The organism is Salmonella sp. 3C (assembly GCF_025426275.1).
Classification (GTDB): domain Bacteria; phylum Pseudomonadota; class Gammaproteobacteria; order Enterobacterales; family Enterobacteriaceae; genus Salmonella; species Salmonella enterica.
In genome coordinates this window covers 1063294-1076369 of the sequence record NZ_CP104858.1, presented here as the reverse complement: position 1 = coordinate 1076369, position 13076 = coordinate 1063294, and the positions used below count along the sequence as shown (strand labels likewise).

General features: G+C 51.3%; 14 protein-coding genes and 1 riboswitch. Of the genes, 5 read left to right on the top strand and 9 right to left on the bottom strand.

From position 1 onward, the window contains the following. Window positions 1-14 precede the first annotated feature (14 nt). The gene (gene hldE, locus N7E69_RS05095; RefSeq protein ID WP_000867685.1) at window positions 15-1448 is read left to right on the top strand and encodes a bifunctional D-glycero-beta-D-manno-heptose-7-phosphate kinase/D-glycero-beta-D-manno-heptose 1-phosphate adenylyltransferase HldE; all 1434 of its coding nucleotides are present in this window, start codon (window positions 15-17) and stop codon (window positions 1446-1448) included. Between the two features lie 159 nt (window positions 1449-1607). Here the strand turns inward: hldE and N7E69_RS05090 are convergent, their stop codons facing one another. The 3 genes from N7E69_RS05090 to N7E69_RS05080 form a co-directional block, all read right to left on the bottom strand. Continuing rightward, a complete protein-coding gene (locus N7E69_RS05090; RefSeq protein ID WP_192936148.1) occupies window positions 1608-1667 on the bottom strand; it encodes a type I toxin-antitoxin system Ibs family toxin in 60 nt (19 codons plus the stop codon). A 239-nt stretch (window positions 1668-1906) separates the two neighbouring features. After that, a complete protein-coding gene (locus N7E69_RS05085) occupies window positions 1907-3586 on the bottom strand; it encodes a flotillin family protein (protein ID WP_000342889.1) in 1680 nt (559 codons plus the stop codon). Window positions 3587-3604: 18 nt separating this feature from the next. Then, entirely contained in the window at window positions 3605-4225 is a 621-nt protein-coding gene (locus N7E69_RS05080; RefSeq protein WP_000171739.1) for an OB-fold-containig protein, read from the bottom strand. Window positions 4226-4482: 257 nt separating this feature from the next. Between N7E69_RS05080 and glgS the strand changes: the two genes are divergently transcribed. Beyond that, window positions 4483-4692 (top strand): cell surface composition regulator GlgS, encoded by a 210-nt coding sequence (glgS, locus tag N7E69_RS05075; protein ID WP_000928927.1) that lies wholly within the window; start codon window positions 4483-4485, stop codon window positions 4690-4692. Window positions 4693-4766: 74 nt separating this feature from the next. Here the strand turns inward: glgS and ubiK are convergent, their stop codons facing one another. Next, window positions 4767-5063 carry a ubiquinone biosynthesis accessory factor UbiK gene (ubiK, locus tag N7E69_RS05070; protein ID WP_000566824.1) on the bottom strand — a complete coding sequence of 99 codons (297 nt, stop codon included), beginning with the start codon at window positions 5061-5063 and terminating at the stop codon, window positions 4767-4769. Window positions 5064-5195: 132 nt separating this feature from the next. Next, a riboswitch (FMN riboswitch) is annotated at window positions 5196-5394 on the top strand. Between the two features lie 105 nt (window positions 5395-5499). Between ubiK and ribB the strand changes: the two genes are divergently transcribed. After that, a complete protein-coding gene (gene ribB / locus N7E69_RS05065) occupies window positions 5500-6153 on the top strand; it encodes a 3,4-dihydroxy-2-butanone-4-phosphate synthase (RefSeq protein WP_001076978.1) in 654 nt (217 codons plus the stop codon). A 170-nt stretch (window positions 6154-6323) separates the two neighbouring features. On the opposite strand, the gene dsbI is transcribed toward ribB, so the two are convergent. From dsbI to N7E69_RS05050, 3 genes are read right to left on the bottom strand one after another with little or no spacing between them, the layout of a single operon-like run. Continuing rightward, complete coding sequence (gene dsbI, locus N7E69_RS05060) at window positions 6324-7001, bottom strand: protein-disulfide oxidoreductase DsbI (RefSeq protein ID WP_000345576.1); 678 nt, start codon at window positions 6999-7001, stop codon at window positions 6324-6326. Window positions 7002-7015: 14 nt separating this feature from the next. Beyond that, entirely contained in the window at window positions 7016-7687 is a 672-nt protein-coding gene (locus N7E69_RS05055; RefSeq protein WP_000096230.1) for a thiol:disulfide interchange protein DsbA/DsbL, read from the bottom strand. A 19-nt stretch (window positions 7688-7706) separates the two neighbouring features. Next, window positions 7707-9503 (bottom strand): aryl-sulfate sulfotransferase, encoded by a 1797-nt coding sequence (locus N7E69_RS05050; RefSeq protein WP_000460259.1) that lies wholly within the window; start codon window positions 9501-9503, stop codon window positions 7707-7709. Between the two features lie 399 nt (window positions 9504-9902). Between N7E69_RS05050 and N7E69_RS05045 the strand changes: the two genes are divergently transcribed. Continuing rightward, window positions 9903-10079, top strand: a complete 177-nt coding sequence (locus tag N7E69_RS05045) for a hypothetical protein (protein WP_000469259.1) — start codon at window positions 9903-9905, stop codon at window positions 10077-10079. 66 nt (window positions 10080-10145) lie between these two features. Here N7E69_RS05045 and zupT read toward each other — a convergent pair whose 3' ends face one another. After that, entirely contained in the window at window positions 10146-10919 is a 774-nt protein-coding gene (gene zupT / locus N7E69_RS05040; RefSeq protein ID WP_000115874.1) for a zinc transporter ZupT, read from the bottom strand. A 140-nt stretch (window positions 10920-11059) separates the two neighbouring features. On the opposite strand from zupT, the gene ygiD reads away from it, so the two are divergent. Next, window positions 11060-11848 (top strand): 4,5-DOPA dioxygenase extradiol, encoded by a 789-nt coding sequence (ygiD, locus tag N7E69_RS05035; RefSeq protein ID WP_001520560.1) that lies wholly within the window; start codon window positions 11060-11062, stop codon window positions 11846-11848. Between the two features lie 61 nt (window positions 11849-11909). Here ygiD and N7E69_RS05030 read toward each other — a convergent pair whose 3' ends face one another. Then, window positions 11910-13073, bottom strand: a complete 1164-nt coding sequence (locus N7E69_RS05030; RefSeq protein WP_000442833.1) for a glutathionylspermidine synthase family protein — start codon at window positions 13071-13073, stop codon at window positions 11910-11912. Between the last annotated feature and the right edge of the window lie 3 nt (window positions 13074-13076).

Sequence of the window (13076 nt, the reverse complement as noted above, 5' to 3'; positions counted from 1 at the left end):
CTCAGGAGACAGGAATGAAAGTAAATCTGCCAGCGTTTGAACGTGCAGGCGTCATGGTTGTGGGTGATGTAATGCTGGATCGCTATTGGTATGGCCCCACTTGCCGTATTTCACCGGAAGCGCCGGTGCCCGTGGTTAAGGTAAATACCGTTGAGGAACGTCCGGGCGGCGCGGCGAACGTGGCGATGAACATTGCGTCTCTGGGAGCGAACGTCCGTCTGGTCGGCCTGACGGGTATTGATGACGCCGCGCGCGCGCTGAGCAAAACGTTGGCGGAGGTCAATGTGAAGTGCGACTTCGTTTCTGTGCCGACGCATCCGACAATTACTAAACTGCGCGTGCTATCACGTAATCAGCAGCTCATTCGTCTTGATTTTGAAGAAGGCTTTGAGGGGGGGGACCCGCAGCCGTTGCATGAGCGTATCAACCAGGCGCTGGGATCGATCGGCGCGCTGGTGTTGTCCGATTATGCCAAAGGCGCTCTGACCAGCGTGCAGACTATGATTTCCCTGGCGCGCCAGGCGGGCGTGCCGGTGCTCATCGATCCGAAAGGAACGGATTTTGAACGTTACCGCGGCGCCACGCTGCTGACGCCAAACCTTTCTGAATTCGAGGCGGTCGCGGGGAAATGTAAAAGCGAAGACGAACTGGTTGAACGCGGCATGAAGCTCATTGCCGATTACGACCTTTCCGCGCTGTTGGTCACGCGTTCCGAACAGGGAATGACGCTGCTGCAACCGAATAAAGCGCCGCTACATATGCCGACGCAGGCGCAGGAAGTTTATGATGTTACCGGTGCGGGCGATACGGTGATCGGCGTGCTGGCGGCGACGCTGGCGGCGGGAAATACCCTGGAAGAGGCGTGTTATTTCGCCAATGCGGCGGCGGGCGTAGTGGTAGGTAAACTCGGGACGTCAACGGTTTCCCCTATTGAGCTGGAAAACGCAGTGCGCGGACGCGCGGATACCGGCTTCGGCGTTATGACCGAAGAGGAGTTGAGACAGGCCGTCGCCAGCGCGCGTAAGCGTGGCGAGAAAGTGGTCATGACCAACGGCGTTTTCGATATTCTGCACGCGGGCCACGTCTCTTATCTGGCGAACGCGCGCAAACTGGGCGACCGCCTGATTGTTGCGGTCAATAGTGACGCCTCGACTAAACGTCTGAAAGGCGACAGCCGTCCGGTTAATCCGCTCGAACAGCGTATGATCGTGCTGGGCGCGCTGGAGTCGGTCGACTGGGTTGTCTCTTTTGAAGAGGATACGCCGCAACGACTGATTGCCGGTATTCTGCCGGATCTGCTGGTAAAAGGCGGCGACTATAAGCCGGAAGAGATCGCGGGCAGCGAAGAGGTCTGGGCCAACGGCGGCGAAGTCATGGTGCTGAACTTCGAAGATGGTTGTTCCACGACCAATATCATCAAAAAGATCCAGACCGAGAGCGAGAAGTAAAACCGCGTCATCAGGCGTTACAGACGCTGCGGGCGCTGATTTTGAAGGTGCGTCGGACATTTTGTTTCGACGCGTATCTCGCGGTTGACGCTGCTTTTTTTTCGACCTAAAGTAAAGGAATAAGGGTGAGAGGGGATCTCTCCCCCCTCTGATTGGCTGTTAGTAAGCTGGGAAACTTATCAGTAACAGAACAATCAGTATGATGACCTGGTGCATCATAACCCTTTCCTTATTACAGCCCCTTCCTCGGGAGGGGCTTTCCCGTTTCAGCCCCTTGCTGACATCGCGATTGTTGGTGAGTGGCCTGTCTGGCGCAAGGGCTTTATCCCGCCGATTTTGCGTTACTGGATCGCCCACGCAAAATGGCCTGCTGGTCATAACGCTTTGTACAGACAAGGTGGAAAAAAGATAAAAAAATCCCCGGCCTTATGGCCAGGGACAGGAGATATAGCGGGGAGTTATTGCTCTTTTACCGTTGCTTCGCGATTAATCTCATCCGTTGCCGATGAAACCAACGGCGTGGTCAGCGCCTTTAGCGAGCCGCCAGCGATGCCAATCTCGTTTAACAGCGAATCGATCAGCGGTGCCTGGGTACGATAGGTGAGCGCGGCAGATAACGCTTGTTCCGCCAGGTTTCCCCCGTTAGCGCCGCCAGCGGCGACGTCGCCCGCCGTCGCGCCGCGATTGAGGCCATCGACCTGAATAATCTTAATGCCGTCGATGGATTTCATCGGTTCAACAGACTTCTCAATAACAGCAGGCAACGATTGTAAGAGCGCTAGTTTAAATTTGAGGCTGGTTTGTTCGTCAGATAGTACGTTGATAGCGTCATTCAGCGCCCGTTGCGCTTCGGCTTCCGCCAGACCTTTTTTACGCGTTGCTTCCGCCAGTTCGATGATGGCGGCGGCTTGCAATTCTGCCGCTTCTTTCTCTGCTTTTGCCCGAACGGTCAGTTCGACCGCTTTGGTTTCCGCATCCTGCGCCGCGGCGATCAGAGCGACCTGCTTGGCGCGATCCGCTTCGGCGGTCTGGCGGGTGGTTTCTACGTTTTGCTGGGCGCGAACCGCATCGGCCAGCGCGTCGTTGGCGCGCGCTTCTGCTTGTGATTGCTGCTCGGATTTGGCGGCAATGGCGATAGATTTCGTCTGGTTGGCGATTTCTGTCACCTGTTGCTGTTCGATCTCTTTAATACGTACTTCACGCTCGGCCTCAACTTTCCTGGACCGTACTGCTTGCTCACGTTCGATCTCCGTCTCCTGGATCTGCCGCTCAGCAAGAATGCGCGTCTGTTCTGCTTCACGATGGCGCTCGGCCTCAAAAGCGGCAATTTTAGCGTTTTGTTCGGCGGTGCGGGTTTTAACCTGTTGCTCCTGCTCCAGAGTCATAAAGGCTTCTTGTTGCTCGATTTCCAGCTTGCGCTCAAGCGTGTCGCGGTTCTTTTCGCGCACCGCCACTTCCACATCCTGTTCCACTTCATTACGTTCACGACGGCGGCGTTCGGTTTCCTGCGTCAGTTTCGTCAGACCTTCGGCATCAAAGGCATTGTTTGGATTGAAATGCTCTTTGGACGTTTGGTTAAAGTTGGTTAATGAGACACTTTCCAGCTCCAGGCCGTTTTTCGACAAATCTTCCGCAACGGTGTTTTGTACGCCCTGAACGAAGTTTTCACGCGTATCCTGTAGCTCATGCATCGTCATCTGGGCCGCGGTAGCGCGTAAGGCGTCAACGAATTTATCCTCAACCAGCATACGAAGATCTTCCGGCGACAGCGTTCGCTGGCCAAGCGTTTGTGCGGCGGTGGCAATACCTTCAACAGAGGGTTTTACACGTACGAAGAAAGCAACGACCACGTCAACGCGCATACGATCTTTGGTGATCAGGCTGTCGACGGTAGCACGGCTGACTTCAAGTTTTAGGGTATTCATATTGATCGGAATAATTTCGTGAAAGATTGGCATCACAATAGCGCCGCCGCTCATCACCACTTTTTGCCCGCCAAGCCCGGTACGGACAAACGCCTGTTCCGCAGATGCGCGGCGATAGAGGCGAGCAAAAATGATCCCGATAATTAGTAAGACGATAACCGCAACGATGGCGGTAAACATCCATGATGGCAATATGCCAAAAACATCATCCATTATGTAAGTTCCTCTCAATTAAACATAGAAGGTACGCTCAGCCAAATAACGCGTTGCGGAAAGTCGGCAGACAATCAGCACCTTGTCTCCTTTTTTAAATTCTTTTCCCTTTTCGGGTTCCAGCAGTAAATAGTGAATCTGGCCGAACTTATCGGTAAATTTTCCTTCGCAAGGTGTACCGGCGACGGCGGCGTGGCCGGTAATAATCGCCATGCCGCCGATAAATTCCTCTTCCCGGAGGGCGGAGCTTTCATCTCTGGGTAGCCAGGGCGCGAGGATTTTTCCGCTGTAATGCACGGCAAAGACCGACAGGACAATGCTCAACGGGACCAGCAGCAGATTGCTGAGCGGCGCTTGCCAGAGCATGATCCCGCCATGCTGGATGAGGATACCGAAGAGGCCGAAATAACCGGCCAATAGACAGAGGACGACCAGGGCGGGAACGCGTCCAATATTCAGATAATGAAGCGCCTGGCCCGCAGGGCCGGATGACAGGGCGTCATAATGATCGAGATGGGCGTCGAGCGCGCCTGAAAGAAAGTGGCCAAAAATCAGCGAAATCATCTCCAGCACGCCGATAAAGAAAACGAACGCGATGGCAAACAGATAGGGGCTGTTATACTCCGCAAATAAGGTCATATTTTCTATCCTTGTCGCCGCCTTCAGAAGGATGTTCGCGTGATAATTTTCATGCTTGTTATTTCATTGCGTTACAATATCATGTGACCCATATCTCCTTAAGTCCGAAAAGCGATTTATCCGTCGTTATCTTTGGTGAATATTGTGATTTTGCGCATTAAATTTGCGCACGTTATGTATAAAACCGCCGTACATATAGGGAAATACTGAAATTAGAAAAAGCATATAGCCTTAACAGAATTCAATAACTGGAGGGTATGCTGATGAACAACAATAACGTCTATTCACTAAATAATTTTGATTTTCTGGCGCGCAGTTTTGCCAGAATGCAGGCGGAGGGGCGTCCTGTTGATATCCAGGCGGTAACCGGCAATATGGACGAGGAGCATCGCGACTGGTTTTGCAAGCGTTACGCGCTTTACTGCCAGCAGGCGACTCAGGCGAAAAGGTTAGAATTAGAACACTAATGCAGGCTCCCTTATACAGGCGCAGGACATTATTCAGATCTTATATGAGCGGGCCGTCAGGCCCGTTCACGTTTTTACTCTTGTGGATCGACTGGCGGGATGGCGGGCGCAGGTTTTACTTCTTCAGGCTTGTCGCGAGCTTCCAGTTCGCTGAGGCGTTGCTCCAGCAGCGCCAGTTTTTCCCGGGTGCGCAGCAAGACCTGAGTCTGGACATCAAACTCTTCGCGGCTCACCAGATCGAGACGCGTCAGCTGAGATTGCAGCGTTTGACGGATTTTTTTCTCGATATCTTCCCCGAACTCGCGAATACCTTTCGGCATTGACTCATGAACCTGGCGTGCGATTTGCTCAATTTTTTTCGGGTCAATCATTGTGGTTTCCCTGAACTGGTAAGTGTTAGCTCTTATTGTAGTGCGATATGTGGACGCCATAAACCAGAATTGTGTGACGTCATACGGAGTAAAGGCGTTGATGAAGGTAATCAATAGCGTTATAGTTAACCCGCTTATTCTCAGGGCGGGGCGAAATTCCCCACCGGCGGTAAATCAGCGATGTTTAACGCATTTCTCATCACGGCGCGCCGTGACGGAACGCGGAGAGCAGGTTGAAAGCCCGCGAGCGCTTTTTGCCATAGCGAAAAGGTCAGCAGATCCGGTGTAATTCCGGGGCCGACGGTTAAAGTCCGGATGGGAGAGGGTAACGATCCAGTCGGGCATGGACCCGCTCACGTTATTTTTTTGCCGCTTGTCGGCACTCCTAAGACTGCCCTGATTCTGGTAACCATAATGTTAATGAGGTTTTTTTACCATGAATCAGACGCTACTTTCCTCTTTTGGTACGCCTTTTGAACGTGTTGAACTTGCACTGGATGCGCTGCGTGAAGGACGCGGTGTGATGGTGCTTGATGATGAAGATCGTGAAAACGAAGGCGATATGATTTTCCCCGCAGAGACGATGACCGTAGAACAGATGGCGTTAACCATTCGTCACGGTAGCGGTATTGTTTGCCTGTGTATTACTGAAGATCGTCGTAAGCAGCTCGACTTGCCAATGATGGTGGAAAACAACACCAGCGCCTACGGCACCGGTTTTACCGTGACCATTGAAGCCGCAGAAGGCGTGACCACCGGCGTTTCCGCCGCTGACCGTGTCACTACGGTGCGTGCGGCAATTAAGGATGGCGCAAAACCGTCCGATCTTAACCGTCCGGGGCACGTTTTCCCACTGCGCGCTCAGGCGGGCGGCGTGCTGACGCGCGGGGGTCATACGGAGGCGACCATCGATCTGATGACGCTGGCCGGTTTTAAACCTGCAGGTGTACTGTGCGAGTTGACTAACGACGATGGGACGATGGCGCGCGCGCCGGAGTGTATCGCGTTTGCAGGCCAGCATAATATGGCGGTAGTCACGATTGAAGATCTGGTGGCTTACCGCCAGGCGCATGAGCGCAAAGCCAGCTGATCGAACGGATCATGGTTGAAAAAAGCCGATGAGATGTCATCGGCTTTTTTGTATTCCTTCGGTGCCATATTGTTCAGTTTCAAAGAACGACGAATAAGCTGAATGGTAAAATTATTGTGAGAAAAGCAGAGGCCTGAATGCAGACCTCTGCTTTGGTTTATCTATTCAGGTTATTTGCCTCTGGCCAGTTTCAATGCCCAGGCGCCGCTCATCACCAGCAGCAGAATCAGGCACAACCCAAAGGCCAACATACATGCCTGCGCCATGTTCATAAAGTGCCAGGGCGGAAGCAGATACCAGCCTTCGGACTGCTGGTAGAGATCGACAAACCACTGCTGTACGCTACTGAGCGTTACGCCATCAGGGACGATAGGCGCGTCATAACCGCAGTCTCCGGTAGGTTTAAACCACTCCGGTGCCCATTCCGCCAACGGTAAGTTGAAAGGAAAGGTCGGGTCAGTCGAACATCCTTGCACGCCAAAAAGTGAATCGGGGTCCGCATTATGTACCGCATGATGGATACCATTAAGCTTAATAGAAAACTTAATGCCCATAATGCTGCCATAAAACGCCGCGATGCAGCCAATCAGCTTCAGCACGATATTTTTGGGATTTATCGCCGCAATCACCCCGCCAATTACCATCACAAACATCGCGTAACGAATGTAAACACACTGTTCGCACGGCGCCATGTAGAGATAGATTTGGAAGAACGAGTGCGCCAGGATAATTAACCCTCCCATCGCGATGGCCATTAACAGCCACAGAAAGCGCTGTTCCTGCCATCTCACCAGCGTATCTACTGGTCTTGCGCGTAGGTCTCGCCATAATCCCTTAATAAAATCCATAATCGTTTCCCTGCTTATTTTTTAGTGGCCAGTTCCCGAACGAGTTCAGCCATAGAATCGATGGATTTGATGTTTTTGGTATAGATAAGGTACTTGCCGTTGACGACGTAAGCCGGAACACCCTGAATTTTGGCAACGTCATAGGCGGCTTTCCATTTTTCCAGAGTCTCCTGAACGGCAGGATCTTTCAGCGCCGCTTCAAAATCAGCCTGGCTCATGCCTGCGGCGTCCAGCCCGGTTTTAATAAATGCCGCCGGATCTTTCCCATCTGACCAGCGCTCTTTCTTATCATGGTAAGCCGCATACCAGGCGAACTTCGCTTTTTTGAATTGTGATTTAGCATCAAATAACGAAATCCCGGCAGCTTTATCTTTGGCGATCAGGACTGCAAATACTTCGCTGGCCTGTTTGCCATATTCGCCTTTTGTTTCCAGGTGGAACGGAGTGAACGTAACGAGATCGGCTACTTTATCAGAAACCGGACCTGTTACGGCTTTGTCATATTTGTAGCAGAAAGGGCAGGCGTAGCTAAATACCTTAATCAGCGTTTTATCCGCATTAGGAATCGGTTTCTCCAGAACCATATAATCTGTGCCCTCGGTAAAAGCCGATGCCGCAAAAGGAGTGACCAATGCCGCGGTTAATACTACGCTTTTAAATAAAGAGGTAATCCATTTAGATGACATATTAATTCCTTCCCGTTATTTATTTAAACATTTGCGTTGGATGAACCAGTAATGCACGATAGTGAGTCTGGTTGGGTTTATCCGACAGCACATCAATTTCAACTTTCACTTCTTTCGTTTTATAGTCAATCTCATTCAGTTTGCCGACTGTGGGTTTACCAACGTCGAACAGGTTAATAGAACCGCCAAAGCCGAACATGGTGTCGCGGTCTTTTTGATATTCAACAACCGAGGTAATAGGACTATAGAAATCATATCCACGTTCTTTACCGTATTCCCAAACTTGTTGTACGGTGCCTTTCTTCTCATCGATCTTATATTCGACAAAACGGGAATATTTCATGGTCGGTAGAGCCGGTTGCTCCAGGCCGCGACCATCGCCGTTATCAAAGACCGTTAACGTGCCTTTGCTGGAAAGCCATGCCGTATGTTGGGTATAGGTGAAATCGAAATCGGTGTCCTTACACTTGCCGTTTTCGTCACAGGTCAACGGCTTACCATGATCGTCTACCGGTTTCAGCAATTTACTGGCTAGCTGCTTATTCCAGCCTTTAGACGGTGCCAGTATCCATTTCACCTGCTTATCGCGACCAATTTTTACAATACCCTGATGGCGGGAAGAAAGGATGATGGAGTCGTCTTTCGCGTCATAAGCGATAGAGTTGACGTGCGCCCAGTTACGACCGGCACCAACGCCAAGCGCATCGCCATACGGCGTATCCGGTTCGAGTTTCGCCTGCTGTCCGGCATGGGCCAGATCGACGTTCACGCATACTGCGCCCGCATCCAGCGCGCCGAGCAGCGCATCACGCATAGGGTCGAGGATTTTGGTTAAATCCCAAACGTCTACTACGCGGCCAGACTTATCAACCTCAATGATTTGGTCACGAATCGTATGAACATGTATGCCGTCTTCTTTGCGGTAATCGCGTTTGCCGACGCGCAGCAGTACGGTGCCGTTCACGGTTTCGATGGATTCATGAGACGCATCCAGGAACCCGCGCGGCAGTTTGTGATCGGCAAGAATTTGCCCCATCATGTCAAACTCGTACCAGTGTTGGCCCTGCACCGCGGTAAAGGTGCCGCGAGGCGTTTCACGAATACCCATCAGGTAGCCGCGTTTGTTGATATTCATATCGTGGCCGTCGTAGAAGGTATCTTGATCCAGCCACCAGCGGTATTCACCCTGGGTGTCAACCACAAACGTATAAGGGGCGATATCGAAAGGCAAAGCACCGCCCGCCGGACCGGCATCAAGAATACCCGCATTTTTATCTTTTTCGCCGTGCCAGTGAAATTCAGCGCCCTGCGGCGTAAAGGTATGGGTATTTACCAGATAAAGGCGATCTTCAAATCCTGGCGCGACTTTAATAACTTTCGTTTGCTGAAGATCTGAAATAGAACGGTTATCCATATAATGGTTGACGATGGCGGACGTCTGCACCACATAGTCATCCTTCATGGCTTTGCCGTTTTCTTTATATTCTACCGTGACGTTGTTGGCAAATTTCTGATAAAGGCCAAAAATAGGAATACCGTCATAGGTTTCTAAAGACTCTTTCCCAACGGTATAAGTAACAGGAACGCCTTTTTCCCCTTTGCCATGTACAGTAACTTTAACGTCTGAAATAATATGGCTATCTAATTCCACCAGCGCGGTGAGAGGGGCATTTCCGTAAGGATCGACAACGACTGCGCCTAATTTCCCTGCGGGCTGTGCCGGTTGAAAACCTGCGGCAAACGTACTGGCTGCGGTGAGTCCGCATGTCAGTGCGACGGCGCCGGCAAGTATTGTTTTCCGGTATTGGTCAAACATGGATATATCTCCTTATATACAACTTCTAAATATAATACTTCTGAATATACTATGTTTTTATGAATAATAAATGAGGTAAATGATTGGTCTTTAAATATAAGTCATGATGCTGTTACTTATTTTAAAGTATATTCTGTATCAATATTTTTTAATTGCCTGAGTGAGTCGATAGTAGGAGTGTGATATTTTAAGAACAATATAAATTAGTACGAAGTGTGATCTTATCGACATTGTTTTCTGCTTAATACCTCTTTCATTATTGTGTTTCACCACTGATTTATATGATCAAAATCATTTATTTGTTCCACAAATATGCCAGTATATGAATACGTCAAAATAAGGGTATGTAAAATTTTAACGTTAAATGTTTAGCGATGTTAAATTTTAAGGGTAAAAAGGATGTTTATTGCCTGGTATTGGATAATATTAATCGTTCTGGTGGTAGTAGGGTATATTTGCCATATGAAGCGTTATTGCAGAGCGTTTCGGCAGGACAGAGATGCATTACTTGAAGCGCGAACGAAACGTTTTCGCCAGACGAGCGAAGGCGACAGCGTGATGAATGAGCAGAAATAGCGCATATCCTTGACGGGCAGCCGGATGTTGCCTGGCTAAAGGCCTGCATCCGGCGCGACGTTTCTCTTAACCGATACCTATCGTCTGCAAAATGACGAGACTGAGCCCCATGATGGACATACCGCAAAGCACGCCATAGCTGGGGTTATTGTTAGGATCGATCTCTTTTGCCAGCGGCATCAGTTCATCGACGGAGAGCGCCACCATAATGCCGGCGACTGCCGCCATGATAGCCGCCATAACGATCGGTGAAACCAGGCTGCCCAAAATCAGCCACGCCAGTACGCCGCCAAGAATTTCCGCCATGCCGGAGATACCGGCCCAAAAAATCGCGGTACGTTTTGAGCCCGTCGCGGCATAAACCGGGCCGGCAACCGCCAGACCTTCAGGAATATTGTGCAACGCCACCGCCAGTGCGATGCCGAAACCCAGTTCAAGATTGCTGCTGGCAGTGACAAAGGTGGCGATCCCTTCCGGAAAGTTGTGCAGGCTAATGCCGAGCGTCAATAAAATCGCAGTGCGTTTTATCGAGCCGGGAAGCGGCTGCTGTCTTTTTTGCACCAGATCCTGCGGATGAGCGTGAGGAAGCAGGCGGTCCAGCCCGAAGTAGCCCAACAGGCCGATAATAAACATTCCGTAGCCCAGTACAGGCGACATCCCCTCGGTATCAAGCGCGGCGGGCAGCATCTCCATCAGCGAGATAAGCAGCATGATCCCTGCGGCGAAGCCCAGCGAAAAAGCCAGCACGCGGTTAGACGGTTTTTGGCCGAGAACGCCAAGAAACGCGCCAATAAAGGTGGCGGCGCCCGCCAGTAAGGTCAGAATAAGTGGTACTGACATCCATTACTCCTTATCAATTTGCCGTCCGAACCTGACCTTCAAAATAACTGATGATCTTCATCATAGTTATCTGAGTTCTTCCTCTGTGAAGAAAGCGTATGGTGATGTTAACAAAATGTCTTTCCTGTAAGGATAACATCATGTCTTTAACGTGTATGCCAGCATTGTTTTTGGGGCATGGCAGCCCGATGAACGTGCTGGACGATAATGATTATACCCGCGCCTGGCGGCGATTGGGGGAAGCCCTGCCGCGACCACAGGCGATAGTGGTGGTGTCGGCGCATTGGTATACCCGCGGGACGGGCGTCACAGCGATGGAAAGGCCGCAAACTCTCCATGATTTTGGCGGTTTTCCGCAGGCGCTGTATGACACGCATTATCCGGCCCCTGGATCGCCTGCGCTGGCGCAGCGTCTGGTTGAACTGTTGGCTCCCGTTCCCGTCGCGCTCGATAAAGAAGCGTGGGGATTTGATCACGGCTCCTGGGGCGTATTGATCAAGATGTATCCGAATGCGGATATCCCGATGGTGCAGCTTAGTGTTGATAGTACCAAACCGGCGGCATGGCATTTTGAGGTGGGCCGTAAACTGGCGACGCTGCGTGACGAAGGCGTGATGCTGGTGGCCAGCGGGAATGTGGTTCATAACCTGCGGACTGTGCGTTGGCACGGTGACAATATACCGTATCCCTGGGCGGCGTCATTTAATGACTTTGTGAAAGCCAATCTGACGTGGCAGGGGCCGGTAGAACAGCACCCGCTGGTGAATTATCTGCAACATGAAGGGGGGGCCTTATCGAACCCGACGCCGGAGCACTTTTTACCTTTGCTGTATGTACTTGGCGCCTGGGACGGCAAGGAACCTATCACCATCCCGGTCGACGGTATTGAGATGGGCAGTATAAGTATGTTGTCGGTGCAGGTGGGGTAGGCCGGATAAGGCGCTGAATGATTGCCCGATGGCGCTACGCGCATCGGGCTTACAGGAGAATCTATCCTTCGACAAAAATATGCGGATAGAAGCGGGAGAGATCCTGGGTGATCAGCGCCCGATCTTCACGGATACCAATTCCGGCGGGCTGATCGTTAATCAGCCAGCTACCAATCAGGGTGTAACTGTCGCCGAATTTTGGCAGCGGATAGAACTGTTGCACGATCATACCCTCTTCGCCATACGGGCCTTCCACGGATTCGATCGTTTTACCGTTCTCAATAATCGATACGTTCGCCCCTTCGCGGGAGAAGATCGGTTTCACGACATATTTATCCATTGGCGGATGTTCGTCTTCGGCGAAATACGCAGGCAACAGATTCGGATGGTCAGGGAACATCTCCCACAACAGTGGCAACAACGCTTTATTGGAGATAATGCTTTTCCAGGCCGGTTCCAGCCAGCGCACGCCGGCATCTTCCAGCTTGGTGGAAAACATCTCGCGCAGCATAAATTCCCACGGATAGAGCTTGAACAGGTTCGCAATGACCTGATCCTGCAGATCCGTAAATTGGCCTTTTTCCCCCAGACCAATATCGTCGATATAGAGAAATTCGGTGGCGATTTCCGCTTCGGCCGCGCAGTCCTGTAAATACTGAATGGTGCCGCGATCCTCAACCGTATCGCGACAGCAGGTGAGATGCAGCAACTGAAAACCGTACTGCTCGCGAAGTTCAGCAAAGCGTTCAATCAGTTTTTCCTGCAGGCTATTAAACTGATCGCTGCCTTCCGGCAGATTGCCCGCGTTGATCTGATCTTCCAGCCAAATCCACTGAAAAAACGCCGCTTCATACAGCGATGTTGGCGTGTCGGCATTATTTTCGAGCAGCTTAGGCTCGCCGATGCCGTCCCAGGCCAAATCGAGGCGGGAATAGAGCGACGGTTGTTGCGTTTGCCAGGACTGGCGAACAAAACCCCAGGTATGTTTTGGAATACGAAACTTCGTCATCAGCTCATCGCTGGCGATGACGCGTTCTACTACCTTGAGGCACATCTGGTGCAGCTCGGCGGTAACGTCTTCCAGTTTTTCCACCTGGGCGAGCGTTAACTTGTAATAAGCGTCTTCACACCAGTACGGTTCACCATACATAGTGTGAAAATTAAACCCGTATTCAGTCGCTTTATCGCGCCAGTCCGGGCGCTCGGTAATACTGACTCTTTCCATGCG

Excerpts from the sequence above, each read along its gene's own strand:
- hldE (WP_000867685.1), top strand. The coding sequence starts at position 15 with ATGAAAGTAAATCTGCCAGCGTTTGAACGTGCAGGCGTCATGGTTGTG.
- N7E69_RS05085 (WP_000342889.1), bottom strand. The coding sequence starts at position 3,586 with ATGGATGATGTTTTTGGCATATTGCCATCATGGATGTTTACCGCCATC.
- N7E69_RS05080 (WP_000171739.1), bottom strand. The coding sequence starts at position 4,225 with ATGACCTTATTTGCGGAGTATAACAGCCCCTATCTGTTTGCCATCGCG.
- glgS (WP_000928927.1), top strand. The coding sequence starts at position 4,483 with ATGCTGATGAACAACAATAACGTCTATTCACTAAATAATTTTGATTTT.
- ubiK (WP_000566824.1), bottom strand. The coding sequence starts at position 5,063 with ATGATTGACCCGAAAAAAATTGAGCAAATCGCACGCCAGGTTCATGAG.
- ribB (WP_001076978.1), top strand. The coding sequence starts at position 5,500 with ATGAATCAGACGCTACTTTCCTCTTTTGGTACGCCTTTTGAACGTGTT.
- dsbI (WP_000345576.1), bottom strand. The coding sequence starts at position 7,001 with ATGGATTTTATTAAGGGATTATGGCGAGACCTACGCGCAAGACCAGTA.
- N7E69_RS05055 (WP_000096230.1), bottom strand. The coding sequence starts at position 7,687 with ATGTCATCTAAATGGATTACCTCTTTATTTAAAAGCGTAGTATTAACC.
- N7E69_RS05050 (WP_000460259.1), bottom strand. The coding sequence starts at position 9,503 with ATGTTTGACCAATACCGGAAAACAATACTTGCCGGCGCCGTCGCACTG.
- N7E69_RS05045 (WP_000469259.1), top strand. The coding sequence starts at position 9,903 with ATGTTTATTGCCTGGTATTGGATAATATTAATCGTTCTGGTGGTAGTA.
- zupT (WP_000115874.1), bottom strand. The coding sequence starts at position 10,919 with ATGTCAGTACCACTTATTCTGACCTTACTGGCGGGCGCCGCCACCTTT.
- ygiD (WP_001520560.1), top strand. The coding sequence starts at position 11,060 with ATGTCTTTAACGTGTATGCCAGCATTGTTTTTGGGGCATGGCAGCCCG.
- N7E69_RS05030 (WP_000442833.1), bottom strand. The coding sequence starts at position 13,073 with ATGGAAAGAGTCAGTATTACCGAGCGCCCGGACTGGCGCGATAAAGCG.